At 62.6% G+C, this 25330-nt stretch carries 27 protein-coding genes; 12 read left to right on the forward strand and 15 right to left on the reverse strand.

The window, feature by feature from the left end; all coding sequences use genetic code 11:
* Positions 1-2 precede the first annotated feature (2 nt).
* The 5 genes from H0P51_RS08505 to H0P51_RS08525 form a co-directional block, all read right to left on the reverse strand.
* Positions 3-767 carry an enoyl-CoA hydratase/isomerase family protein gene (locus H0P51_RS08505; RefSeq protein ID WP_180917505.1) on the reverse strand — a complete coding sequence of 255 codons (765 nt, stop codon included), beginning with the start codon at positions 765-767 and terminating at the stop codon, positions 3-5.
* A gap of 10 nt (positions 768-777) precedes the next feature.
* A complete protein-coding gene (locus H0P51_RS08510) occupies positions 778-1575 on the reverse strand; it encodes an enoyl-CoA hydratase/isomerase family protein (RefSeq protein ID WP_180917506.1) in 798 nt (265 codons plus the stop codon).
* 115 nt (positions 1576-1690) lie between these two features.
* The gene (locus tag H0P51_RS08515; RefSeq protein ID WP_180917507.1) at positions 1691-2542 is read right to left on the reverse strand and encodes an enoyl-CoA hydratase/isomerase family protein; all 852 of its coding nucleotides are present in this window, start codon (positions 2540-2542) and stop codon (positions 1691-1693) included.
* Positions 2539-2772 carry a biotin/lipoyl-containing protein gene (locus H0P51_RS08520; RefSeq protein WP_180917508.1) on the reverse strand — a complete coding sequence of 78 codons (234 nt, stop codon included), beginning with the start codon at positions 2770-2772 and terminating at the stop codon, positions 2539-2541. The genes H0P51_RS08515 and H0P51_RS08520 overlap by 4 nt, the downstream gene beginning before the upstream one ends.
* Entirely contained in the window at positions 2769-4787 is a 2019-nt protein-coding gene (locus H0P51_RS08525; RefSeq protein ID WP_180917509.1) for an alpha-ketoacid dehydrogenase subunit alpha/beta, read from the reverse strand. Before H0P51_RS08525 ends, H0P51_RS08520 begins: the two co-directional genes overlap by 4 nt.
* A gap of 50 nt (positions 4788-4837) precedes the next feature.
* Between H0P51_RS08525 and H0P51_RS08530 the strand changes: the two genes are divergently transcribed.
* Positions 4838-5332 (forward strand): nuclear transport factor 2 family protein, encoded by a 495-nt coding sequence (locus tag H0P51_RS08530; protein WP_246398500.1) that lies wholly within the window; start codon positions 4838-4840, stop codon positions 5330-5332.
* Between the two features lie 11 nt (positions 5333-5343).
* On the opposite strand, the gene H0P51_RS08535 is transcribed toward H0P51_RS08530, so the two are convergent.
* Genes H0P51_RS08535 through H0P51_RS08545 form a run of 3 tightly spaced genes read right to left on the reverse strand, consistent with a single transcriptional unit; the run spans position 5344 to position 7701 of the window.
* Positions 5344-5769: a MaoC/PaaZ C-terminal domain-containing protein gene (locus tag H0P51_RS08535; protein ID WP_180917510.1), complete on the reverse strand. Its 426-nt coding sequence runs from the start codon at positions 5767-5769 to the stop codon at positions 5344-5346.
* 9 nt (positions 5770-5778) lie between these two features.
* The gene (locus H0P51_RS08540; RefSeq protein WP_180917511.1) at positions 5779-7206 is read right to left on the reverse strand and encodes an NAD-dependent succinate-semialdehyde dehydrogenase; all 1428 of its coding nucleotides are present in this window, start codon (positions 7204-7206) and stop codon (positions 5779-5781) included.
* A gap of 15 nt (positions 7207-7221) precedes the next feature.
* The gene (locus H0P51_RS08545; protein ID WP_180918832.1) at positions 7222-7701 is read right to left on the reverse strand and encodes an FAS1-like dehydratase domain-containing protein; all 480 of its coding nucleotides are present in this window, start codon (positions 7699-7701) and stop codon (positions 7222-7224) included.
* 159 nt (positions 7702-7860) lie between these two features.
* On the opposite strand from H0P51_RS08545, the gene H0P51_RS08550 reads away from it, so the two are divergent.
* Positions 7861-8760, forward strand: coding sequence for a VOC family protein (locus tag H0P51_RS08550; protein WP_180917512.1), 900 nt, complete (start codon positions 7861-7863; stop codon positions 8758-8760).
* Between the two features lie 2 nt (positions 8761-8762).
* Positions 8763-9185 (forward strand): DUF3237 domain-containing protein, encoded by a 423-nt coding sequence (locus H0P51_RS08555; RefSeq protein WP_180917513.1) that lies wholly within the window; start codon positions 8763-8765, stop codon positions 9183-9185.
* 190 nt (positions 9186-9375) lie between these two features.
* On the opposite strand, the gene H0P51_RS08560 is transcribed toward H0P51_RS08555, so the two are convergent.
* The 4 genes from H0P51_RS08560 to H0P51_RS08575 are packed head-to-tail and all read right to left on the reverse strand — an operon-like array spanning position 9376 to position 13518.
* On the reverse strand, positions 9376-9783 hold the full coding sequence (locus H0P51_RS08560; protein WP_180917514.1) for a Zn-ribbon domain-containing OB-fold protein: 408 nt from the start codon (positions 9781-9783) through the stop codon (positions 9376-9378).
* The gene (locus tag H0P51_RS08565; protein ID WP_180917515.1) at positions 9780-10952 is read right to left on the reverse strand and encodes an acetyl-CoA acetyltransferase; all 1173 of its coding nucleotides are present in this window, start codon (positions 10950-10952) and stop codon (positions 9780-9782) included. The genes H0P51_RS08560 and H0P51_RS08565 overlap by 4 nt, the downstream gene beginning before the upstream one ends.
* Positions 10949-12448, reverse strand: coding sequence for a class I adenylate-forming enzyme family protein (locus H0P51_RS08570; protein WP_213016734.1), 1500 nt, complete (start codon positions 12446-12448; stop codon positions 10949-10951). The genes H0P51_RS08565 and H0P51_RS08570 overlap by 4 nt, the downstream gene beginning before the upstream one ends.
* Positions 12445-13518, reverse strand: a complete 1074-nt coding sequence (locus H0P51_RS08575) for an LLM class flavin-dependent oxidoreductase (RefSeq protein ID WP_180917516.1) — start codon at positions 13516-13518, stop codon at positions 12445-12447. The genes H0P51_RS08570 and H0P51_RS08575 overlap by 4 nt, the downstream gene beginning before the upstream one ends.
* 124 nt (positions 13519-13642) lie before the next feature.
* Here H0P51_RS08575 and H0P51_RS08580 point away from each other — a divergent pair, with 124 nt between their 5' ends.
* The 7 genes from H0P51_RS08580 (at position 13643) to H0P51_RS08610 (ending at position 20107) form a co-directional block, all read left to right on the forward strand.
* On the forward strand, positions 13643-14470 hold the full coding sequence (locus H0P51_RS08580) for a MaoC/PaaZ C-terminal domain-containing protein (protein ID WP_180917517.1): 828 nt from the start codon (positions 13643-13645) through the stop codon (positions 14468-14470).
* 2 nt (positions 14471-14472) lie between these two features.
* Positions 14473-15105 carry a TetR/AcrR family transcriptional regulator gene (locus H0P51_RS08585; RefSeq protein WP_180917518.1) on the forward strand — a complete coding sequence of 211 codons (633 nt, stop codon included), beginning with the start codon at positions 14473-14475 and terminating at the stop codon, positions 15103-15105.
* Positions 15095-15844: an SDR family NAD(P)-dependent oxidoreductase gene (locus H0P51_RS08590; protein ID WP_246398502.1), complete on the forward strand. Its 750-nt coding sequence runs from the start codon at positions 15095-15097 to the stop codon at positions 15842-15844. Before H0P51_RS08585 ends, H0P51_RS08590 begins: the two co-directional genes overlap by 11 nt.
* Positions 15845-15918: 74 nt before the next feature.
* Entirely contained in the window at positions 15919-16686 is a 768-nt protein-coding gene (locus H0P51_RS08595) for an enoyl-CoA hydratase-related protein (RefSeq protein WP_180917520.1), read from the forward strand.
* 13 nt (positions 16687-16699) lie between these two features.
* Positions 16700-18331 carry a class I adenylate-forming enzyme family protein gene (locus H0P51_RS08600; RefSeq protein WP_180917521.1) on the forward strand — a complete coding sequence of 544 codons (1632 nt, stop codon included), beginning with the start codon at positions 16700-16702 and terminating at the stop codon, positions 18329-18331.
* Complete coding sequence (locus tag H0P51_RS08605; RefSeq protein ID WP_180917522.1) at positions 18328-18978, forward strand: nuclear transport factor 2 family protein; 651 nt, start codon at positions 18328-18330, stop codon at positions 18976-18978. The genes H0P51_RS08600 and H0P51_RS08605 overlap by 4 nt, the downstream gene beginning before the upstream one ends.
* A gap of 1 nt (position 18979) precedes the next feature.
* Positions 18980-20107, forward strand: coding sequence for an acyl-CoA dehydrogenase family protein (locus tag H0P51_RS08610; RefSeq protein ID WP_180917523.1), 1128 nt, complete (start codon positions 18980-18982; stop codon positions 20105-20107).
* Between the two features lie 18 nt (positions 20108-20125).
* Here the strand turns inward: H0P51_RS08610 and H0P51_RS08615 are convergent, their stop codons facing one another.
* Positions 20126-20986 carry an SDR family NAD(P)-dependent oxidoreductase gene (locus tag H0P51_RS08615; protein WP_246398503.1) on the reverse strand — a complete coding sequence of 287 codons (861 nt, stop codon included), beginning with the start codon at positions 20984-20986 and terminating at the stop codon, positions 20126-20128.
* An 89-nt stretch (positions 20987-21075) separates the two neighbouring features.
* On the opposite strand from H0P51_RS08615, the gene H0P51_RS08620 reads away from it, so the two are divergent.
* Both H0P51_RS08620 and H0P51_RS08625 read left to right on the forward strand, forming a co-directional pair.
* Entirely contained in the window at positions 21076-21834 is a 759-nt protein-coding gene (locus tag H0P51_RS08620) for an SDR family oxidoreductase (RefSeq protein ID WP_180917524.1), read from the forward strand.
* Positions 21831-23108 (forward strand): DUF427 domain-containing protein, encoded by a 1278-nt coding sequence (locus H0P51_RS08625; RefSeq protein ID WP_180917525.1) that lies wholly within the window; start codon positions 21831-21833, stop codon positions 23106-23108. The genes H0P51_RS08620 and H0P51_RS08625 overlap by 4 nt, the downstream gene beginning before the upstream one ends.
* A gap of 16 nt (positions 23109-23124) precedes the next feature.
* Here H0P51_RS08625 and H0P51_RS08630 read toward each other — a convergent pair whose 3' ends face one another.
* Positions 23125-23736, reverse strand: a complete 612-nt coding sequence (locus H0P51_RS08630) for a TetR/AcrR family transcriptional regulator (RefSeq protein WP_180917526.1) — start codon at positions 23734-23736, stop codon at positions 23125-23127.
* A gap of 87 nt (positions 23737-23823) precedes the next feature.
* Positions 23824-25314: an aldehyde dehydrogenase family protein gene (locus H0P51_RS08635; RefSeq protein ID WP_180917527.1), complete on the reverse strand. Its 1491-nt coding sequence runs from the start codon at positions 25312-25314 to the stop codon at positions 23824-23826.
* Positions 25315-25330 lie beyond the last annotated feature (16 nt).

A 25330-nucleotide genomic window follows, 5' to 3' on the forward strand; every position in this document is an offset into this window, starting at 1 on the left:
CCTCAGGAGAACTCCGCACGCCCCGCAGCCGCGGCTGATCGGTGCTGTGCTACCGTCGCCATCGCCAACTCGAGCGGATGGAAAGTGGCGAGTTGCGCACTCTCGGCGGCATTGATCAACCGCTTTGTCATTTCCACTGCACCAGGTTCCGCTTGCGCTACTTCTTCGGCGACGGCCCGTGCCCGATCCACAGCGCAGCCGGGTGTCACTACCTCGGTCACCAAACCCAGCCGCTCGGCCTCGGTCGCGGATAGCCGCGAACCGCGCAACAACAATGACGAGGCCCGAAGGCGGCCGAGCTGTTGTGTCAGCCGCCATGCCAGCCCGCCGTCCGGCACGACACCCCGGGCCACAAATGGAGCGGCAAAGAAAACGTCGGCGGCGCACACCACCAAGTCGCAGGACAACGCTAGGCTCCACCCCAAGCCGACGGCGGCGCCCTCAACCGCTGCGATCGTCGGCACCGAAAGGGATCTGAGCTCCTCCATCACTCGTTGAGCGTGCTCGACGCGTCCGGCCGGTGCCAGTGGGCCACTCCCGTGCGCGGGGCCTGACTTCAAATCACCACCGGCGCAGAAGAATCCATCCGCACCGGAAAGAACCACGCCGCTGACACGACTAGCGACGACATCGCCGAGCGTCGCCGAAAGTTCGGTCCACGATTCGTAGCACAACGCGTTGCGCTGATGTGGCCGGTTCAGTACGACAACTGCGATACCGTCACGGTCGTCGCGACGTATCAACGGCGAGGTCGTGTCGTGTGCCATGGCGCCGCTACTACCGGTCTAGGAACTTGTCGATCGCGGCCCGATGCTCCGGCGTAGTGAAACACTCTGTCTCAGCGGAGATCCCGTATTCGAGAATGCCGATCAGCGCACGATGCGCGTGCAGGTTCAATGTTCGTTTGGTGTCTTGCACCGCCCGCGGGGGAAGTGCGGCGAGTCGATGGGCAAGCGCAAGGCCCTCGTCTTTGATGTGGGCATGTGGCACCACCCGATTGGCCAGACCGAGCTCGACAGCCTTATCCGCCTTGATGCGTTCGCCGAGCAGCAGGTATTCCTTAGCTTTGAGCAGACTCATCAGCAATGGCCACAACACCGACCCGCCGTCGCCTGCGACCAGTCCGCTGGCCACGTGTGTGTCGGCGAAGAACGACCGGTCGGACATCAGCACGATGTCGCAGAGAACTGCGATGCTGCAGCCGAATCCGACTGCCGGTCCGTTGACAGCTGCTACTACCGGCAGGGGAAAGTCGATCATGTCGCGCACAATGCGGCGGGCGTCCCGCATCCCCGCACGGCGCGTCACGGGATTGTTGACGTGCGTTTCCAGCCACTCGACGAGATTTCCGCCAGCCGAGAAGTAGTCACCGGTGCCGGTGATCAGGACTGCGCGCGCGTCTGGGTCCTCGGCCAGTGCGTCCCATAGGCGGGTGAATGCCGTGTGCATGCGGTTGTTGACAGCGTTAGCATTTTCGGGATTGTTCAGCGTCACGATTCGGACGGGACCATCTGCGGCAACCAGGATCTCGTCGCAGCCGGTCAGTTCCGAGGTGCCTTCGTAGAACCCATTCATCGATGTAGATGATAGAACAAATAGTGTCTATTTGTCACATAGGCGGGTGCACGCCGGCGATGATGACGAGCGTTGGTGGCATATGTCATTGACTTGCCAGTTCCCCTATAGTCCATTACTCACGTTCGTCTGCCGGCAGCCATGCGGGACGACGAGTCTGGACGAAAGCATCGCGGTCGTGGCATACCTGCCACTGCGGAGATCGCTTCTGCAGGAACGCCGTAAAGGCTTCAATCTGCTCGGATGTGCCGATGGAGGACCAATATCCGGTGACGTCCACAGGCGGCAATGCGCGAGCCATCTCGCGTTTCACCGCGGCGCGCGCGGCCGGTCCCGTTTTCCTCACGCGCTCTAGTAGCGCGTCGACTTCGTCCTGTAAGCGGTGGTGCGCCACCACCTTGCCGACGAGTCCCAGTCGTTCCGCATCAGCCGCTGTGATCCAATCATTGCCGTAGATAAGATGATTCGCTCGCAACGTACCCATTCGCTGCGGCAGACGGGCGGCAACGAATGCTTCATAGACACCGCGGGTCAAGTCCGGAACGCGGAAGCGCGCACGCTCGGACGCCACTACCAGATCCGCGAACAGTGTCATCACCAAACCGCCGCCGAGCGCGATGCCGTTAACCGCGCAGACAACGAGCTTGGGTATCTTGCCCAAGGTTTCGAACGGGGTGCCGTCGTAAGACTCGGTGAACGCATCCCAGCGCCGGTCCGGGTTTCCGAGGGCGTTCATGTCTCCGCCGGCGCAGAATGCGTCCCCGGCCCCGGTGATCACTAGGAAGTTCAGCTCGGGTTCGTCGGCGACGATCATCGCAGCGCGTTTGATGCCGTGATACCCGTCGGCGGTGACGGAGTTCTTCTTCTCGGGCCGCTGGATGGTAACTGTGAACGTGTCGCCCTGGATTCGTCCGAGCAATTCGGGGGCGCCTAGATCGACGTCGAGAGAATCCGGTAGTGAGGTCACTGGCCCTCGATCACCGCAAGAAGCTCGCCCACGGGATATGTGTTGCCTGCTTCAACCTTCCAAGCAACGACTCCCGTGGCGGGGGCTTCGATATCCATCTCGACCTTGTCGGTGGCGATTTGATACAGCGGGTCGCCCTCCATTACCCGGGAACCGTCGGCTACGTGAAATTCGGTCAACTCCGCCTCGGTGATCGCGTCGCCCGGTTTCGGCATCCGTATCTCGATCACATCATTCTCCTGACTGCGTCGACGATTCGCGCCGCGTCCGGGCGGCAGGCTGCCTCCAAGGTGGCCGCTCGCGGCACGGGAGTGTAGGAGCCCGCGACGCGCTCAATGGGACTCGTAAGCACGCCGAATAGCTCTGTACCGACCGCAGCCGCGATTTCGGCTCCTGGCCCGCAGAATCCCACCGATTCATGCGCCACGATGAGACGCCGGGTTTTGCGCGCCGAATCCACGACAGTAGTCAGATCCAGCGGTACCAACGTGCGCAGATCCACCACCTCAACCGAAATGCCTTCGGTGTCAAGCTGAGTGGCAGCGTCCAGCGCGGCATGCACGGTACTTCCGTAGCTGCAGATTGTGACGTCGGTACCAGACCGTTTGATGTCGGCCTGCCCGAGTGGGATCACGTAATCGGCGGTGGGTACCGGTCCTTTGCCGCCACCGTAGAACAGCTTCATTGACTCGATGAACAAGCATGGGTCGTCCTCTGTCAGGCACGCATTGAGCAAACCGACCGCGTCGGCAGCGGTACTGGGCCAGACCACCTTGATACCGGGCGTGTGCATCGCCCAGGCCTCGAAGGCTTGCGAGTGCTGCGGTCCTGCGGCAGTGCCGACCATGGCGCGAATGACCATGGGCGCACCCTGCCGGCCGCCGGACATGTAGCGGATCTTCGCCGCATGGTTCGCGATCTGGTCCATCGCCACACCAAGGAAGTCGACGAACATCAATTCGGCCACTGGCCGCATCCCGGCCAACGAAGCACCCAGGGCCGCGCCGATGATCGAAGATTCGGCGATGGGAGTGTCGCGGACTCGCTGGGCACCGTACTTGGTGGAAAGTCCCGCGGTGATCTTGAACATTCCGCCAGCCGGATCAGCGATGTCCTCGCCAAGAAGAATAACAGAGTCGTTCGCGGCCATGGCACGGTCGAGGGTGCGGTGAATTGCCTGCACCAGACCAAGGTTCTCGATTTCACCGCTGGGTATCTCGGCGCGCTCGGCCACTGGGGCCGCTAGTTCAATGCCATTGGCAGCAAACACATCTCGGGTGAGTTCGTCCACCGGAGGCGGCTCCGCATCGCGGGCTGCGGTGAACGCAGCATCTATCTCCGCGATCAGCGCGGAGTCGACGCGGTCGAGTTCGGCTTCGGTTGCCAGGCCGTCGTCGACGAGTCGGCGCCGATAGCTGTCAAACGGTGGGTTCGCCCGCTTGGCGGCAAGTTCGTCGGGGTTGGCGTAGGGCATCTGGTCACCGAAGTAGTGGCCCTGCAACCGGCAGCCGACAGCTTCGACGAAGGAGGGGCCACCGCCGGATCGGGCGAGCTCCGCGGCGGTCGCCACGGCGTTGTACACGGCCTCCGGATCGGTGCCGTCGACACTCGTGCCGGGCATTCCGTAGCCCGCGGCGCGGTCGGCCAGACATTCGGTACGCGTGTAGCCAGCGACGGGGGTGCATTCGGCCCACGCGTTGTTCTGGCAGAAGAACACCACCGGCAGCTGCCACAGTGCTGCCATGTTCATCGCCTCGTGCACGTAACCGATGCTGGTTGCCCCGTCCCCGAAGCTCACCAACACCACCCGATCGTGACCCGTGATCGCCGCTGCCAGTGCAATCCCATTCGCGATAAGTGGTCCCGCGCCGACGATGCCGGTAGTCCATGCGATGCCGTGCTCCGGGTCGCTGATGCCCATGGCGCCGGCCTTGCCCTTAGACAGGCCGGTGCCCCGGCCGAGAATCTCTGCGAAGTACTTCGGTAGGTCGATGCCTTTGGCCACCACGTCGCCAAGGCCGCGATAGGTCGTCACGAGTTGATCGCCCGCGGACAGCGCGAGTGCGGCTCCCGCCGACATCGCCTCCTGCCCGTCGACCGGCCAATAGCTCATGGCGATCTCGCCGGAGGACAGGCCTTTGCGGACGCGTCGATCGCTGTGCTGCACCTTGCTCATGAGCCGGTACAGCTCGAGGGCGTGATCGCTGCTCAGTTTCGTTGGCCCAACGTCTGCCTGCGTGGCCATCAGCTGCTCCTTCGCATATGCGTTCCGACGAGTATACAATAGGACGAAATGTGTCTAATCGTGCTGCGCGGATGGGGACTGGGTACTGCATGGATATCTGTTCGTCGGTGGCGAAGGCCGCGCTTGATGCTGTGGCACGCAGGTATGCGGCCGCGATCGATCGTCGCGACCGCGTTGCGCTGCTTGACGTGTTTACTCCCCACGCGACGATGCGTGTGGAACGACCGGGGCGCCCATCCGGCGCCATGACAGGCCACCGCGAGTTGGTGCGAATCATCGATATGGTCTCGCGGTTTCCGCGCACCGTCCATCTGATCGCCCAAGGGCTCTACATCGTCGACGGTGACTCCGCGGTGGGTGAAGTATATTGCACCGCAAATCACTTCACCGCTGACGAGGTGGGGATCGGTCGCAATCACGTCATGTATATCCGCTACCTGGATCGCTATTCGGCGAGCGGGGGGCGTTGGCGTATCGCCCACCGCACGCTCGTAGTCGATGCGACCGAAGATCGCCCGGTCGCCATCGTCGAACCAGACGAGTAATGGCGGATCAGTCAGGCCAGCGCGACCGTTGCCTCACCGGGTGTGGTGCTCTGACCGTCCTGACTGACCACGTCGACCTTGAGATGCACCAGCTGCGAACCGTTGACGATCTCCTTCCCAGTGATCTCGCCGATGCAACTCAATTGATCACCCTTTTGGTTCATCGCGCGATATTTGACGGTCAGAGAACGGATTTCGCCGCCATCTCCAATCCACGCGCGCAGCATGTTGACCAAGTAGGCCAGCCGTAGGTTACCCATTCCGAATGCACCCGATTGATTACCCGCGGCGCGGCCGGCTTCGTCATCCATGTGGATCGGGATGAATTCGTCGTTGACTGCCGCGTAGCGGTTCCACTCCGCGAAATGTGTGGTGCGTACGAAGGACGGAATGAAATCGCCGATTTGAATTGCCTCGAAGTCAACGGGTTTCGTCATTTCGGCTCCTCAGAGGGCGATCCCGAGAACTTTGGTATCGAGGTACTCTGCGATCCCTGCCCGCGCCCCCTCGCGGCCGAGCCCGCTTTCCTTGATACCCCCGAACGGTACCGCCGCCGAGGTCGGATTGATGTCATTGATGCCGATCATGCCAAAGTCCAGCGCCTCGGCTACCCGGATCGCACGAGCGAGGTCGCGCGTGTAGATATATCCCGCCAGACCATAAGTCGTGGCATTGGCCATCGCAATCGCCTCGTCTTCGTCGTCGAAAACCAACACCGGCGCGATTGGGCCGAAGGTTTCCTCTGAGCAGATCAACATCTCGGCGGTAACGTCGGCGAGGATCGTCGGCGCGAAGAATGCCCCATTGTCAAACGTGGTCCCCGTCAAACGCGATCCACCGATTAGCAATTTGGCGCCCTTATCCACCGCGTCGCCGACCTGCCGCTGCATCTTTTTCAGCGCGACATCGTCGATCAGCGGACCGACCGTGGTGCCCTTCACCAGACCGTCTCCGGGCACGAGTTTCACCACGCGCGCCCGCAGGGTGGCAAGGAACGGTTCGACGATCGAACGGTGCACGATGAATCTGTTGGGGCATATGCAGGCCTGCCCGGTGTTGAGGAACTTGACCAACGCTGCACCCTTGGCGGCGTGTTCGGGATTGGCGTCCTCGAAAACAAGGAAGGGCGCGTGACCACCCAGTTCCATCGAAACCCGTTTCATCGCGCCACCGGCACGGGCCGCGATCATCTTGCCGATCTCGGTGGACCCGGTGAAGCTGATCTTGCGTACTGAGGCTTCGGCGAGGATCTCATCGGCCACGGGCTCGGGGTCCGAGCACGTCACTAAGTTGACGACTCCGGCCGGTACCCCGGCGTCCGCGAACACCCGGAACGTCTCGACGGCGCACAGCGGAGTCTGCTCAGCTGGTTTGAGCACCGATGTGCACCCGGCCGCTAATGCCGGAGCCACCTTGCGGGTGATCATCGAGATCGGATAATTCCACGGAGTGATCGCCGCGCAAACGCCGACAGGCTGTTGCAACACGATAAAGCGTTGATCGGTCCGGGCCGATGGAATGACCTCTCCGTAAACGCGTTTAGCCTCCTCGGCAAACCACAGCAAGAAATCGGCCGCGTACCCGACCTCGGTTCGGGCCATGCGAAGCGGCTTGCCCTGCTCCTTGGTCATGAGGGTGGCGAGACTGTCCTGGCGTTGCAGCATCATTCGGTGGGCGGCGAGGAGAATCTCGCTGCGTTCGTAGGCGGTACGGGTGCGCCAAGCCGAAAGCGCGGCCGTGGCCGCGTCGATAGCGCGGCGGGCGTCGGCACGGCCGCCGTCAGGTACGGTGCCCAACAGGGCGCCGGTAGCCGGGTTGGTGCTAGCGAAGGTCTTGCCCGAGGACGCGGCCTGCCACTCACCATTGATGTACATCAATTCCCCGCCCACTTAATACCGGATGACTGTGTCGATGCGCGTCCGTACCAATTCGTTGCGCTGATTACGCAGTTCACGCTCTAGCTGGATATAGAGCATCTGGCCCATTCGGCCCTCGCGTTCGGACGCATCTTTGACTCGCCAACGTCCCGTGATCACGTCGCCCGGGCGCATGGGCTGTCCGAATTCGAGCCGCACACCGCCGTTGAGCATCCGTTGACCCGGGTCACCGGGCTCAGGTAAGGCGTATTGGGACGGCCCGGTTTCCAGCGGTTTCACTGGCCATGCGAAAGGGTTGAAGTCATCCGGAGCGATGATCCCGCCCCAACGAGTCGCGCGCGCGTACTCTTCGTCCCAGTACAGCCGGGGCGGCTCGTCTGGCCAATATGTGGCTATCGCCCAGCGTCGGATATCCGAACGATCGATGGGAAACGACGGTGCACCCTGGTCATTCCAGATGCCAATGGCCGCCGCCAGCCGATCGGTGATCATGCTCACGAGTTCGACCCCAGCACAATTCCGGACATGAGTGAGACAATATAACAATACATGTTCCGTTGATGCGGAGGACTGGTACCTGCATTGTCAGTTAGACAACAGATGTCATACTGACCTGTCATCGCGGACATCGTTGAGACTAGGGGCGACGTCATGATCGCAGTCGGCAAGCAATGGCATGTGAACCATATCGTCGACGACTACCGTGTTGTCGCCGACTGGTATCGCGACGTGTTCGGCGCGGTTGACGTGTTCACGGACGAGTGGCTCGAAGCCGAGAAGCGTTGGGCATCAATGGTCACCATTGCCGATCTCGCGGTCGACGTCATGGAACCGACACCCGAGGCGGCACATCTTCCACTCGGGAAGTTTCTGGCACGGTTTGGCAGGCACTTTCATGCCGCCGCCTATTTCGTGGACTGCCCGCCGACCGAGATCTTCGACACCCTGACCGCGCAGGGCGTGCGATGCTTCGGCCTGGCCGGTGCCGGTCGTGAGATCATGGTCGACCAGCCGATGAGCCCGGTCTTCACTCATCCGAGGGACACTGCGGGCCAACTCGAATTCATGCCGTGCTCCCAGTCCAGACCGGGTCCGCTCGGCGTGCCGGGACGCTGGGAAGACCCAAGGTTCCACGAGGGTTGGTCCACCGATCCGTGGCGGAAGCATCCACTCGCAATTGTCGGATGGCGTGTCGGAGTGGTGGTCAGTGACCTGGATCGCGCCACCGACATCTACCGAGCACTTGGGGCCGGTGTCGTCGCGAAGGACGAGACCCCGCTCGCCGAGCGTCGACAACTCAGCCTCGGCGCCAACACGACCGTCGAATTGATCAGGCCAAGTTCTGCCGACTCCGTGGCTGGACGTGACCTCATCGCGAATGGCGAAATCATGCACTGCTGCGTCTTTGAGACCAGTGACCTCGCTGCAGCAGAGGCACATCTGGTCAGTCGCAGCGTCGGCATTGCCGAGCGGGATCGAGATCGATTGGTCACCGATCCAACGACCTGCTACGGCGCAGTGTTCGAATTCGTTGCTACCGAGCAGGTTTAATGATGACAGCATCTCTGAACGCCGCGCTACGCCCCCTGTGCCACGTTAGGTACGAGCTTGCCGAGCCCATTGCGGTCTCCACCGGGCCTGCCGGGAGTCGGACAATTGGCGAGATCACTAGCGCGCGCTACGAAGGTGAGCGTCTGCGCGCTTCCCTCAAGGGTCGCGCCGCAGCTGATTGGGCGTTCGTCGAGCCGTCCGGTCGCGTGTTGGTCGATGCCCGTCTCACGCTCAGAACCGACGACGATGCAATCATTTTGGTGACCTACACCGGACGTATGAACGCGGCGACGGCCGGGGTTTACTCGGCCATGTATTTCGAGACCGGTGACGAGCGATACGAATGGTTGACCAGAATTCTCGGCGTGGCCAAGGGCTCATTTGCAGGCGAGAGTCTGCAATACGACGTCTACGAAGTGGTCTGAAGTCGCATCGGCGCGGGCAGCAACATGCTGCGTACCGCCTCCTCGCCATCGAAAACCATTCCGGTGGGCATGATTTCGTAACAAGGATAAGTGAAGGTAGCCATCGCTGCGGCGATGTCTCGGTCGTTCTCGTCGGTGATATGGCGCAGTACCAGTTCTTCGCGAATCCGGCGCTAGGTGGCGTCGAGATTCATTGCGACTCGGAATGGGGTTGGAACACAGCGAGATTACGGCCATCGTCGAGCGTAACCCACGCGACTTTCACCCGATCGCCGACCGCGGGCACCGGGCCAAAGACGTTCGACATCATCCGCGCGCCCTCGTCCAGATCCACCAGCACCACCGAATAAGGAACCTTGTCGGCCAGGGCGGGAAAGGCGGGCCGGTGGTGCACGCTGACCGCGTACACGACACCGTTTCCGCTCAACGTCTCCCAATGCAATGCAGTCGCACCACAATGAGGGCAGATACAACGCGGATACCACACCAGGTGATTGCAGGACTCGCAACGCTGCATGCTCAGTTCGCGGCGCCGGGTGGCGTCCCAGAACGGAGCGGATACGGGGCTGGGCTCCGGGACAGGAGCACTGTCGGTCATAGCGTTGCCTCCGTTCCCAGGATCAGCGTCGACGTCGCCGACAGCACTCCGCCGGTGCCGTGCGCCACTGCAGTTTGCGCGCCTGGCACCTGACGCTCGCCGCAATCACCGCGCAGCTGGCGCGCGGCCTCAACAAGCAGGAAGGCGCCAAAGGCACCGGGATGGGTATACGCCAGGCCCCCGCCCGAGGTCTGGCCGGGCAGGGCGCCGCCGGGCCCCAGGACGCCGCTACCGGCGAAGGGACCACCTTCTCCCTTGGCGCAGAAGCCGAGATCTTCGAGCGCGAGCAGAACCGTGATGGTGAACGAATCGTACAGTTCGACTACGTCGACGTCGCCGGGTGTCAGTCCTGCTGCCCTGAATGCCGCGGGTCCCGACAACGCACCTGGGGTAGCGGTGAGATCCGGCATCTGCGAGATCATCGCGTGGGATGCCGCCGAGGCCGCACCCAGTACTAACACCGGCGGTTGGGGTAGATCGCGGGCGCGCTCGGTGCTGGTCAGTACTATCGCCGCGGCACCGTCGGTGACCAGACAACACTCCAACTTGTGGATGGGCTCGGCGATGAACCCGGAATTGAGGACTTGGTCAACCGTGATCGGATCCCGCAGGTGCGCCCGGGGATTCAGCTCCGCCCAGCGCCTGGTATCGACTGCGATCTGAGCCAGTTGCTCGGCGGTCGTTCCGTATGCGGCCATATGCCGATTGGCTGCCAGCGCGTAAGCGCTGATCGGCAGCATCACCCCGTACGGTGTTTCCCACTCCAACCGCTCGGGTGTGGCGAACACTCCGAGGCCCTTCTCACCGCGCTTGCGCGCGGCTCGCGGGGTTGAGGCGTAGACGATCACCACTGTCTCGGCCACCCCCGCCGCGATGGCCGCGGCGCCATGCTCGACGTAGAGCCCGTAACTGGCGCCCCCGACCTGCGTGGCGTCAGTGAATCGCGGTGCTATACCCAGGTATTCGGCCAACTCGATGGAATGCATCAAGGCACCCCCGGTACACGAGCACAATCCGTCGACATCACTGAGCGACAAGCCGGCGTCGACCAGCGCCGCCGTGATCACCCGTGCTTCGAGTTCGCGCAGTGGCACGTCTATCACCCCGGTCGGCGAAACCTCCTCGGCCACACCGACGATGGCGACCTCACCTCGGACATCGCTTGTCAACTCGCCACCTCTTCGAAAAGTTCGCGTATTCCTGGCTGGCTCACCTTCAACGAAGGCGTGCGGGGCAGTTCGTCGACCACGATCAGCCGGGCCGGGACTTGATAGCGGCTGACTCGATCGCGTAAGTAGTCCAGCAGTTGCTCGGGCGTCACCTGGCCGCCGGGTGCTAATTCGACCGCGGCAACTGGTATCTGGCCCAGCCGCTCGTCGGGCAACCCGGTGACGCCTGCGTCACGTACCGCCGGGTGGGTACGCAGGGTCTTGACGATGTCGGCCGGAGTCACCTTGAACCCCCCGCGAATGATGACATCGTCGGTGCGGCCGTCGATGAAGACGAATCCGTCTAAGTCGACACGCCCCAGATCGGTTGTGGGGACCCATTCAGCGCCGGCGGTGCGTACTTCGATACAGCCCTGCTGCCCCGCAGGCACTTCGGTGCCGTCGTCTATTGAGATGACGCGGATCTCGCGGCCTTCCTGAGGACGTCCCACGCTGCCACGTTTGGTGGTGCCCCACTCCCGGTGCAGAGCGAGATTCCATCCTGCGACACCACCCGCGAATTCGGTGGCGCCGTACGACGGTAGAACGGCTACGCCGTAGCGCTCCTCGAACGCAATCTGCACCTCCACCGGCAGGGGGGCGGTCCCGGATGTCACCACTTCAACGCTGGAGAACACTTCGGCGGGCACGTCGGCATCGATGATCATCGCCAATGCCGATGGCACCAAGCTGATCGCCCGGGGCCGGTGTCGTGCCACGAGGTCAACGAAATCCGGTACCCGAAAGCGCTCGAGCAGCGCGATCTTGCGGCCTTCACAGATGTTTAGCAAGGTGCGGAACAGCCCAGACATATGTACCAGCGGCGACGAAACGATCGCAACCCCCGACCGAAGTTTCAGCTGGGGTTGTGCATGCGAGCTGTAGTGCGCGCCCGCCGCCGCAACCGTGTGCTCGAAAGATCGGTACGTCAGCGGTATTCGCTTGGGGGGACCGGTGGTGCCGCTGGTCAACATCTCGACGGCAACGGGATCACCATGCGTCACCGCGCGAAACGGGCCGGGACCCAGCCGGTCTAAGCCGGCGGCGGTTCGGCAGCTGGCTGGGTCAATGTCGACCTGCAACCCGACAGCACTCCCAGCGGCGTCGGCGATTCCGGGACGTCGCCAGTCCGTAGGCAGCGCAACGACCGCAGGCACCCGTAGGCTGGCGATGTCGGCGGCCAAACCGGTGTCACCATGTGATGGATTGACCGTCACGACGCAATCGCCGGCGAGCAGTACCCCGAGCAGCGCCGCGACCATCGCAGGATGGTTGCGTAGCACCAGGCCAACCGGCGCCCCCTCGGTCAAACCGACTGCTGCCAGCTGATTCTGGACTCCGACAGCGATGTCGGCCAGTGCCCGCCAATCAGTCCAGCTGCCCCGGTACTCAATGGCGGGAGCTGACGGGTCGAGTGCCAGAACCGTGCGTACGCGGTCGGCCAGCGGCTGGCTCAAACCGCGGTGGCCGCGAGCTCGGTGGCGGCCGGGATCACCTCTCGGGCGAACAGCTTCATCGACTCATAGACCTTGTTTCGGTCCATCGCGCCGCCGCGGGACATACGTAGCATGATGTTGCGCCAACCCATGTCGATCACAGTTCTCATCTTCGTGATGATGCGATCCGGGTCGCCCATGAGCGTGAGGTGCGAGTTAAGCACTTGCTCGTAGCTCTGCTTATCGTGCTTGTCGAACCAGTCCGAGTAAGCCTTGTAGTCGGCGGGTATCTCCCCACCCCGCTCGAAGGGGCTGGAGTACTTTCGGTGCGTCTGGATCGACAGTTCGACGCTGTCCCGTGGATAACTGCGGGCGAATCCGTCGTCCTTGTCGCAGAACGCATTCAGCAGTGCCCACACGTTGCCGGTGGCGGCATCGAGGCCCTTCTTCGACTGTACGTCTAGGTAAATATCAAGCGCCCCTTGCAGATCGGGATCGACTTGATAGGGGTTACCGATAATCGCGCCGAAGCTCTTGTCGGCCAGCCACTCGAAGCTTGACGGGGTTTTCATGACGGTTCCCCACACCGGGACGGGTTGTTGTAGCGGTCGCGGATAGATCGTGACGTCTTCGATCTGATGGTACTTCCCGTGGTAGGTGACGTTTTCCTCGCTGAGCAGTCTGTTGACGATCTCGACGCACTCCTGGTAGCGGCCGGTCGCCTGGTCCATCGAGACGCCGAAGCCCTTGAACTCGTGCGATTGGTAGCCGCGCCCAAAGCCCGCGTCGAACCGCCCGTTGGAAAGGACGTCGACGAGCGCGATCCGTTCGGCGAGTTGGATCGGGCTGTGAAACGGTGCCACCATGCATGCGGTACCGATGCGGATGCGCTCGGTCTGGGTGGCGATGGCCGTTGCGATCTGCGGCAGGTCGGCGAGCATGCCATACGGGGAGAAGTGATGTTCGGCCAGCCAGACTTCGTCGTATCCGAGTTCCTCGGCCCAGCTCGCTTCTTGCAGCACGTTGCGCAGCACTTCCCGGTCGCTGAGGTGGTTGGGTTTGTCGCCGAGGATGAATACGCCGAACTTCATGAAATTCCTCCTATCTCCCACTCTGCCCGGGTGGGTGGACCCGAAAGAAGAAGTAGTTGCAGTCGCTGCCACTATATTGCACGATGTAACAAGTGCCGTCAATCCGTTCAGTTGGGAGGTGTTGGTGGTTCTCACCGAGTCGGTGGTCGGAACGGCATTGAGCCCGAAGACCTTTCGCTGGAATCAGACCGACGTGATCCTGTACGCATTGGGCGTCGGGGCCCGTCCGCCTGCCGAACTGCCGTTGCTCAACGAACTGGCTGGACCCGCGGTCCTGCCCACCTTCGCGTTGATCGCCAACTGGTGGGCCGTCAAGGACCTGCGGAGTGTGCTCGACCTCGGCGCATACCCGATCGTTCACTCGGCGCAGTCGCTGGAGCTGTACCGGCCCATTGGGCCCACGGGGGAACTCTCAGTGCAGGCGCGGGTGTCGGCGTTGTGGGACACGGGCAAGCATGCGGCCGTCGAGTTGACCGGACAAGGTACCGATGCCGACGGCACCGCGTTCGTCACACGTTCGCAGACCGTGGTTCTCGGGGCGGGCGGGTTCGGCGGCGAGCGCCGCCCGAGCGCTGAACCGGATCCTGAAGATGCGCCGGATTCGTGGTACGACGACGTGGTTCGGCCGGAGCAGGCCGCCATTTACCGGTTGTCGGGAGACCGCAATCAGCTGCACATCGACCCCGCGGCCGCCCGGAAGTTCGGCTTCGACGACGTGTTTCTGCATGGGCTGTGCACCCTAGGTTTCGCCGCGCGGGCCCTGATCAACGAGATCGGCGGCGCGAATCCGCAACGGCTGACATCCTTGAGCTGTCGATTCGCGAAACCGGTGCGTCTGGGCGCGCCATTGCGCACCGAGATGTGGCGAAGCGGGCAAGACGTGCGTTTCCGGACGCTGCAAGGCGATGTAGTGGCGCTGAGCTCGGGCAGCGCCACGTTGGCAGGAGGCTGACTGTGGATCAACGTCGAGCCCGGGGCCTGCGCAATCGGCAGGCGCTGATTCGCGCAGCGATCAACCTATTTGCCACGCACGGGTACGAGACGGTCACGATCGAACAGATCTCGTCCGCCGCCGGCGTGGCGCCACGAACGTTCTTTCACCACTTTGCCGCTAAGGACGACATTCTGTTCGACGGGTATGCCGAACGGCTGGAGGAGGCCACTCGACGGTTCCGAGCCGCCGCTTCCCAACCGTCGAACAGTCTTTGGGACGCTCTCGCTGACGCATCGGCGGCGGTGGCGCAAGCGATTGCCGAAGCGCCGGAGATCTTCCTCGTCCGTGCCCGGATGTATCACCGCATGCCGGCACTTCGCGCCACGATGCTGCGCATCAACGAAGACTGGATCGATCAGCTCACCGGAGAAGTTGCTCGCTGGTTGAACAGCGACGCCCGTGCCGACCTGCGGCCCCGGCTGGCCGCGACACTGATCAACAGCGCCAACCGCGCCTCGATCGAGGTGTGGGTGGCAGACGGAGGCAAGGCAGACCTCTGTCAGTTGATGGCCGAATCGGTCGAATTGGTGCGGCCATCCGTTGCCGCAATCGAACGCACTGCGAGCGGTAATGGAGATCAGCGTGTTGGATGATTCACGGCCGCTGGCGATCGTCACCGGGGGAGCGCGGGGAATCGGTGCGGCTATCGTCGCTGAGCTGATCGCCACCGGTCATCGCGTCGCGGCACTCGACGTCAACGCGAAAGCCATTGCCCGCGCCGAAGATTCGGACGAAGCTCGGGCTGGCTTATTGCTCCCGATGGAGTTGTCTGTCAATGACCGCGCTGCGGTGCAGGACGCGCTCGCGGAGCTGTCCGAGCGGCACGGACCCGTACGGGTCCTGATCAACAATGCCGGAATGACTTTGCCCGCGACCTTTTTGGACCAAACAGACGAGGACTGGGACCGCATCGTCGACGTCAACCTCAAGGGCACATTCGTCGTGGCTCAGGTTGCGGCGAGGCAGATGGTAGCCGAGGGCCGTGGAGTGATCGTCAACGTCAGTTCGGTCTCGGCGCACGGCGTCCGCACCGGCCCGCCCGCCTATGCCGCCGCAAAAGCGGGCGTGGAAGGACTGAGCCGGCTAATGGCCGTGCAACTGGGGCCACTGGGGGTGCGGGTAAATACCGTCGTTGTCGGCACTACCGCCACGCCGTGGCTGCTGTCGCGTAAGAGCGATGATGAGCTGGTGCAGATGCGCGAGACTACGGCGACGGGACAGATCGGCGATCCCGGTGATGTCGCGGCCGTTGTCGCGTTCTTGTGTTCGCCTGGTGCTAAACACCTGACCGGCCAGTTGATTTCGGTGTCGGGCGGGCAATGGATGCCGTGAAGCTCGTAGACGGTACAATTGAACAGTTGATGCTGTAGTGTCTAGTTCGTTCCGGTCTGATGCCAGGGGATGTCGTGGATTTCAAGAGGATTCTGTTCGACGTCAGCCAGTATGTCGCGACCATTACGCTCAACCGTCCCGAGCGGCTCAACGCCACAGATGACTTGACTCGGACAGAACTGGGTCTGGCGTGGGAACGAGTCCGCGACGATCCGGGTATCCGGGTTGCCATCATCACCGGTGCGGGCGACCGAGCATTTTCCGCGGGACAGGACGTCCGGGCGACCGCCGAAGGTGGCATCCGGAACAAGATTCCCGGCTCGCGCCTGCACCACAACGTCTGGAAGCCGGTAATATGTGCGCTGAACGGGATGGTGGTCGGCGGGGGACTCCATCAGGTTGCCGACTCCGACCTCATCATTGCGGCTGAGCATGCTGAGCTGATCGACACTCACCTGGCCGTCGGCAACGTATTTGCACTCGAGCCGGCTGTGCTGCTGCGCAGGATGCCGTTATCGATGGTGATGCAGTTGGCACTGATGACCAAGAAGGGGCGCATCAGCGCCCAACGTGGTTACGAGATCGGCCTGATCAACGAGGTGGTGCCCGCCGACCAGCTGCAGCAGCGGGCACGCGAGATCGCCGCAGACATTACAAGGCTCTCGCCTGCCACCGTGCAGGCGTCGATAAAAGCGATGTGGACCAGTTTGGACGTGGGGCTGCATGCGGCTAACGATGTCGCCTACCGTTATGTACTGCAGCACCAGCTGACCCACCCGGACTATCGCGAAGGGATGGTCGCGTTCGCCGAAAAACGGGAACCGCGTTGGGTTGTGGAATGAAATCGGGCGTGCAATGAATCGCACTTTCAACTACGAGCCGTTGCCGTACGTGCCGGTTGTTCCGGCGATGCTGAAGGCTCTCACATCTGCCTACGTCGACAACGATTTCATCGTATCCTCACTCGGCGACGGCCGGGTCGAGCGAATCACTTATGCACAAGCCGACATCCGTTCGGCTAGATTGGCCCGTAGTCTGCTCGCGGCGGGTGTGACCAAAGCCGTTCGGGTCGGGGTGATGGCGCCCAACGGGCCCGACTTCGTCGTAGCGTTTCTGGCTGTTACCCGCATTGGTGCCGTTGCGGTGCCGATCAACACGTTCTTCCAGCCGGCGGAGCTCGGATGGTTATTGCGTGACGCCGACATCCACACGCTGTTGTCGGTCGACTCGTTGCTGGGCAAGGATATGCTTGCGCGAATTACCAAGGCGATCGGAGACGTCCAGATATCGGGTGGGCAACTAGCTGCCAAACGACTTCCAAACTTGCGCAACGTTTTTGCTCTCGGCACTACTGAACGCAGCTGGCCCAGCGACTGGCCGCAGCCCGTGTCGACGGAGTTTCTACAGGCGATCGAGTCCACCGTGCGGCCCGCAGATGACCTGGTGATCATCTACACCTCCGGCAGCACGTCGGACCCGAAGGGCATCATTCACATCCACGCCACCGCGATCACGCATGCCCGGTTCGTCGCCACGCAGCACGAGTGGAAGCCGCATGATCGGGTGTACATTCCGATGGCGTTCTTCTGGGTAGGGGGTTTGATCTTCGGACTGCTGGGGCCCATGCAGACCGGCGTGACGATACTGACCGAGCACAGATTCGAGCCCGGCGACGTGCTTCGCCTGCTTGCGTCCGAACATGCCACCTACGCAACTGGTTTCCCGCACATTGGACCGGCGCTGGCGAGTCATCCGGACTTCCCCAGCACCGACTTGTCGAGTCTGCGGGACGGATACCAGCAGGTGCTCCTCGACCCGGAGCTTCGAGTCGCCGACCCGACCTTGCGGGTTGCTCAACTCGGCATGACCGAAACGTGTAGCTCTCACACCTGGTGGCCACCCCACGAATTGGTGCCCGAAAGCAAGCGCGGCTCACTCGGCGTCTCGGCGCCCGGCTACGAACACAAGATCGTCGACGAGTCCGGAGTTGAGGTGCCAAACGGCACCGTGGGCGAAATCTGTGTGCGTGGAGCGGCGATGATGCGCGGGATAGTGGGCCGCCAGCGCGCGGAATTGTTTGACGCCGACGGTTGGTATTACACCAAAGACGCCGGATACCGTGATGATGACGGTCACCTGTATTTCACGGGTCGCACCGACGACATGATCAAGACCTCGGGCGCAAATGTCGCACCCGTGGAGGTCGAAACGGTGATCAGTCGACTCGACGGCGTTCGGATCAGCTACGTCGTCGGAATTCCGGACACCGACAAGGGCGCCGTGGTATGTGCGGTCGTGGTGCTCAGCCGGGAGTGCGATTCTTCGCCGGTCTCGCTGGCCGCCAGATGCCGCAAAGAACTGGCGGCATACAAAGTTCCGAAGCGATGGGTGATTCTTTCCGACACTGAGAAGCTGCCTTACACCACTACAAACAAGATCGATAAGACGCGCTTGGCTCAGCTCGTTGAATCGGGGGAGCTGACATGACCGAAGCCGACTCGTTGGAGGCCCGGATCGCGCGGTTGGAAGCACTCGACGAGATCCGTCAGTTGGCCGCCAAATATGCGGTGGCTTTGGACATGCGCGACTTCGATGCCTTGGCAAACCTCTTCGTGGAAGAGGTCGGAGTGCCGGGCGGGAGGCGAGGCCGAGCCGCACTGCGGGAGTGGTACGACATCGAGATCCGGCGATCGCTGCTGGGCAGCGCCCACGGCGTGCTGGGTCACGTTATCGATGTGCACGACGCCGACCGGGCCAGTGGACTGGTTTATTCCCGCAACGACCTAGAAACTGAAGCGGCGTGGCTCGTCGAGCTGCTCGCGTACCTCGATAGCTATGAAAGACGGGGCGGGCACTGGTATTTCGTCCGTCGCACGCCACTGTTTTGGTATCAGAGCGACATCACCGATCCGCCCACCGGCCCGCATAAGATGCGCTGGCCAAACACCATTCATCACGACGGAAACTTTCACCGGGCATTTCCTTCGTGGGAAGTCTTCCTCAACGCCGATCCCGGACGTTTCGACGAGCCTGTGCCAGCGCCCGCGGCGGCAGGCTCGTGGCTGAACAGCCTGCGTAGGGGACAGGATACGCCGCGGGTTGACCCTACCGGTCGGCGAGGCACCCGGAGCTGAAATGTCAGGCAATGCGATCAGTTTCGCGCTCAACGACGAGCAGAACGAATTGCGTCGTACGGTGCGCTCTTTTCTCGAGAACAAGGCTGACGATGCAGCAATACGCGGGCAGCTGGACACGCCAGTCGGCTATGACACCGCGTTGTGGCACCAGATGTCTCACCAACTCGGCCTGACCGGACTGGCGATCCCGGAAGAATTCGGCGGCCAGGGTTTCACCTTTGTCGAACTCGGCATAGTCGCCGAGGAGCTCGGCAGATGTCTGCTGCCAGCACCATATTTCGCGTCCGTGGTGCTGGCGGCAAACCTCATCATGCATTCCGGTGACGACGCCGCCAAAGGGCGCTACCTACCCGGCATCGCCGCGGGATCGACCGCGGCAACGGTGGCTATCACAGAGGAGTCGGGCCGATGGCAACCCCACGCGATCCGAACACGGGCCAGAAGTAGCGGTACCGGATGGGCGCTAGAGGGAACCAAGAGCTACGTACTGGACGGTTGTAACGCCGACGTCGTGTTCGTGGCCGCCCGCACCGACACTGGAATATCGCTTTTCGCGGTCGACGAATTCCAGACGGTGGCGCGCCGACCTCTATCGACGCTGGATCCGACTCGTAGGCAGGCTCGGATGAAATTCGACGCCACCCCCGCAGCACTGATAGGAGACGAGGGACAGGGCTGGCCGGTGTTGGCGCAGACTTTGTCCCTCGGTGCTTCGGCGTTGGCGGCCGAACAGGTCGGAGGTGCGCAGCGGTGCCTGGAAATGGCGGTCGACTATGCCAAAGTGCGCAAACAGTTCGGCAAGCCGATCGGTTCGTTCCAAGCGATTCGACACAAATGCGCCGACATCTTCCTAGAGGTCGAATGCGCGCGCGGCGCAGCCTATTACGCGGTGCAGGCGGCCGCGGAATTATCTGGAGAGCTAGCCGCAGCTGCCTCGCTGGCCAAGGCGTGCAGTTCAGAGGCGTACGCGCACGCCGCGGCGGCCAACATCCAAATCCACGGTGGTGTTGGTTTCACGTGGGAACATCCTGCGCATCTGTTCTTCAAACGAGCCAAGTCGTCCGGACACCTGTTAGGTGACGCGACTTTTCACCGGGGACTACTCGCCGACCTGGTTGGGATCTGATTGGCGCTTGCTCGTGACTCAGAAGTCTGTTCCACCGTCGATATTGATCGCTGCACCGGTGAGGTAAGCAGCGCAATCACTGAGCAGGAAGGCGATCAATTCGCCTGCTTCGGTGGGCTTTCCGCCACGGCCGAGGGCGACCCGCATGTTCCAGTTGGGATTGCTGGCCAGATGGGTATAGATCGCGTCCTGCAACGGCACCCCGTATTCTTCCGCACGCTGCGCCCGGATGAAGTCATTGACCTCGGTATCGAACAATCCTGGGCACACCGTGTTGACCCTGATCCCCTCGGGTCCATACGTTTTCGCCAGAATCTTCGAGAGCGTGAGTACGGCCGCCTTAAGTGCGTTGTAGGGAGGAATCAAGATCTTCGGCGCCCGCACCGAATACGCGGCGGTGGTCACGATCGTCCCGCCGCCGTTGCGCTGTAGGTGCGGTATTACCGCGCGGCAGGAGCGAACAGTTGCCATCAATATCAACTGGTAATACCAGTCCCAGGAATCGTCGGAGTGCTCCAGAAATGGCCCCTGCTGGTTCATCGGTCCGGCCGTGACGGCCAACCCGCGCAAGGGTCCAAGGCTGGTGGCTGCTCGCTCGACGGCGCGGTCCACTTCATTGCCGGACGAGGCGGCATCCACCGCGATGCCCACCGCGCGGACGCCATGCTCGGCTGCCAACCATGACGCACGATCGCGAGCACGTTCCTCGTCGCGCGCCAACAACGCAACATTGGCGCAGTTGGCGGCCAGTTGCTCGGCAGCGGCGAATCCGATGCCAGTGGTGCCGCCCACCAGGACGAAGTTGGCTCCGGTGACCCCTAGGTCCACCTGGTCTCCCTTCTCTGCGTTCCCGTCCTCGGGCATGCGTAGCAAGGCCACGGGATTCAACTGAACATACCGTGTACTATTGTTCTTCATCACATGAGACGGGGGACGGCGCGCAACCGTACATCGCAGGAGAGGGCCTCATGGGCGAACGGACGTTGGCCGGCAAGCGCGTCGTGGTTGTGGGCGCCTCGGCAGGAATCGGGCGGGCTTTCGCGGTGCGTGCCGGCAAGGAAGGTGCCCAACTCCTTGCCGCGGCACGTCGATCGGACCGGTTGCAGGAAGTCGTCGAGGAGGCTGGTTGCGGCACGGCTGTGACCGCAGACGCCCGCAATGGCGAAGACTGCGCCAGGATTGCCGAGGCTGCCCGCGAGCGACTCGGCGCCATCGATCTGTTGTTCATTTCGATCGGATACGCACCGCTGCGCATGTTCGCCCAGACCACTTCCGCCGAATGGTTCGACGTGATGCAGACCAATGTGGTCGCTGTGCACCGCGCGATCACCGCGTGTTTGCCTGTGCTTGCGCCCGCCGCGATGGTGGCCACCTTGACTTCGGAGACCGTCGGACAAGCGCGCGTTGCGCTGGGTTGCTACTCGACCAGCAAGGCAGCGCTCGCGGAGAGCATGAACGCATGGCGCTGCGAACATCCCGAGTTCCGGTTCTGCAATGTGACCGTGGGAGGCACGGTGCCGACCGAGTTCACCGCGTCCTTCGACGCCGAACTGCTGAGCGTCGCAGTGCAGCACTGGATCGCCCGCGGACTGCTTCAGCAGACAATGATGACCCCTGACGATGTCGCCGACGTCCTGGCGGGCATGTTCGCCAGTGTGCTCGATTTCCCGGACGTCGGGCCCGAAAATCTGGTGTTGCGCCCAGCTTCACCGCTGGTGTCGCCTTGACCGCAATTGAGTCGGCGTGGCCGGACCACCCCGAATATCGCATAGAGGTCATACCCTGCTGCCACACTGGCCAGGTCTGGCTCGGCGATGTGCTGCTCGCGGAGAGTGATCGGTGCGTGGTGGTCACCGAGACCGATCACGAAGACCGACTTTATTTTCCGGAATTCGCAGTGCAGTGGGAACTCTTCGAACCCTCGGAGTACACCACCGTCTGTCCGTTCAAAGGGCGGGCGAGTTATTGGAATCTGACGGGCACGGATCCGGCAGTGGAGAACGTGGTCTGGACCTACCGCACGCCGCTGGCCAAGGTGGCAGCGATCGCCGGCCACGTGTCGTTCTACCAGGACTCGCTGCGGGTGCTGGTCGTCGAACGCTGGGCAGACCATTCGACGGTGCCGGCAACGTTTCCGCTGTGGGGTGACTCTGCGGAGTTGCTCAGGCTGATCGATGTCGTGCCCGACGGTGCTGGCCAGTTCATCGGGCCGGCGCACGGGCCCACTCGTCGCAATGTCGTCGAGGGTGGCCAACTGTTGGCAGAGTCCGTCGTGGCGGTAGCGAAAACGTTTCCCGGACAGCGTGTTACATCGGCTTCGATGATATTCGCCAAAGCGGTGGCGTTCGACGCACCAGTGGAAGTCTCAGTGGAGACACTTCGCCAGGGCAGAACTTTCTCGTCGGCGCAAGTCCGGATCAGCCAGCACGGGTCATTGCGCAGCGCCGGGATCGTGCTGGCCGACGCGGGTGCAGACGACGTCATGCGGGACGTTGAACCGATGCCGAACTTGCCCGGGCCCGACGCCGCGGTGCCCTTTGCCGGCTTCGGAATGACGGGCCGGGAAATCCGAATCATCGACGCCGCTTACGATCCCGATCCCGACCGGCTAGGTCCACCAGTCGTGCACGCGTGGGTGCGCTTCCGCGACGACCCCGCTGAGCCCTACCTCCGGGCTGCGTTACTTGCCCAATCGACCACGCACTGGACCATCGCCGCCGCAATGCGGCCACATCGCGGACTCGGTGAAGCGCGCGCCCACATCACGCTGTCGACGGGGATCATGAAAGCTGACATCGCTTTTCACGATGAAGCGGATGTCACCGACTGGTTGCTGTACACCAACCACGCCTTCTGGTCGGGAAATGGGCTGGCTCAGGGGGACGGCCGGGTATTTGCTCAGGACGGTCGATTGGTCGCGTCGTACACGATTCAGGCGATGGTGCGTGATTTCCCGGTTGATCCGAGCTCCTTGGGTCGCGACAGCCGTACGGCTATGTAGCGGTGTTGCCGGGTGTTCAGCGTAGGCCGTTAATTGCGAACTTCTCGACGTACTGGCGGACCGTTTCGGGCTTGGTCATATCGAAACTCAGGCCTTGATTGACCGTGGAGAACGAATAAATAATGCGGGCCAGCCATTCGCTGGCGGCAGTGACGTCGATTCCGGCTCCGACTTCTCCGCGCTTTTGCGCGTCCCGCACGTAGGGTTCGAGGAACTTCGTGGTGCGTCGGACAGCACTGTCGCCATCGGCGATCATGTGGCGCATGAGCTCGGCGTCGTCGGCCATCAGGCGGTTGCGGGTGCGATGATCGAGAAGGATGGTGGCGTGCGTCTGAGCCATGGCCCCGAGCTGCTCGGCGAGTGTTGCTTTTCCCTCCATCGCCGCGGCGACCTGTTGGTAGAACCGTTGGGCGCCATGCTCGATGGCGGCTTCGATGAGGACATCACGATCGACGAAGTATCGGTAGATCGTGCCACGCGAGACCTTGGCCATTCGCGCGACGTCCTGGACGCTCGTGCGCTGGATACCCAATTGGCTGAAACACTGGTTGGCGGCGTCCAAGATCTGCTCGCGACGATCGAACTCGTCGGCGACGTCGACCTCGCCTGCGACTCGATCCGTCGACATACCTTTAACCTCCGCCTCTCGCCGGTTGTTCTCCGCATCAATGCTACGTGACAGTTGATGTCACAGTGTTATGGCACACCCATTCTTTCAACGCATGAACGTGGTCTTCGTCTCGAGGTATCCCTCGATACCGGCTTGCCCGTTCTCCCGGCCCAAACCTGACTGCTTCATCCCGCCGAACGGTGCGTGTGGTTGCAACGTCCACGAGTTCACACCGATGGTGCCCGCTCGCAGTGCGCCGCTGACTCGCAGGGCACGGCTGACATCGTGGGTGTAGACCGCGGCCCCCAGCCCGTACCGTGTGTCATTGGCGAGCCGAATCGCTTCGTCATCTTCGGTAAACGGGATGACGCACAAGACCGGTCCAAAGATTTCCTCTTGTGCGACGGCCATCGAATTGTCGACGTTGACCAACACGGTCGGTGCCACGAAGTTACCAGTCGCAGCGGCATTTTCGGCTCGGCCGCCCCCGACGGCCAGTTTTGCGCCGTCACCGACGGCGCGCTCGATGTGGCTCAGCACGCGGCGCATGTGCTGCGTAGTGATCATCGGTGCGGCTGAAACTGATGGATCGAAAGGGTCGCCGAACGTTGCCGCCGCAGCGAATCCGATCAGGGTTGAGAGCACTTCGTCGTATACGTCGCGGTGCACCAGTATCCGTGACTGGCACACGCAGACCTGGCCAGACAACCCCAAGAATGCGTTGCCTGCAGCGATTCCGACGGCCATGCCGAGGTCGGCGTCGGGAAAGATGAGCGCCGGGGTCTTGCCGCCCAACTCTAGCGAGATCCGGCCGATACGGGCGCCGACGGTGGCCGCGATTGCGCTGCCGATGCCGCGACTGCCGGTGAACGACACCTTGTCCACCCGAGGGTCGCCGACCAGTGCGGTGCCGACCGGGTCGCCCGGTCCGAGCAACATGTTGAATACCCCGGGTGGCAGATCGGCCTGCGCTATCAACTCCGCGATCCGCAGGCTGACCAACGGAGACAACTCGGACGGTTTGGCGACTACAGTGCATCCGGCCGCCAGCGCGGGAGCGAGCTTTTGGGCGAACAGGCTCATCGGTGCGTTCCACGGGGTGATGATCGCTGCGACGCCGACAGGTTCGTGGGTGGTGAAAGTGAACGGCTGAGAAGCTTCCCATTGGGGGTAGGTGTTGCCGGTGATCTTGTCGACCCAGCCGGCATAGGTGTCGAAGAGGTCGGCCGGGTATTCCGCGCCCATCTGATAGAAGCCGACGAACGAGCTTGGTGTCGCATTATCAAGGGACAGAAGCATATTGAGGTTGGCCGCGTCGGCGCGGATGAGGTCGGCGATGGTCCGGAGGTACTGCGCCCGATCGCGACCCGGCAGTCGAGGCCAAGGCCCCTCGTCAAAAGCTACGCGCGCGGCTGAAATTGCTGCGTCGACGGCGGCTGCGTCGGCATTCGGTGCATCGAAGACGGATTCACCGGTCGCCGGGTGGATGTGCGGGATTGGCTCGGCCGAGCTATCGAGCCACGAACCGGCTATGTAGAGCCGCGCGGGCGGAAGGGTCGCCTTGCTCAGATGTGGCAGCATGGAGATGGCAGTCACGAAGTAAACAATAGTA

It is taken from the genome of Mycobacterium vicinigordonae (assembly GCF_013466425.1).
GTDB lineage: Bacteria > Actinomycetota > Actinomycetes > Mycobacteriales > Mycobacteriaceae > Mycobacterium > Mycobacterium vicinigordonae.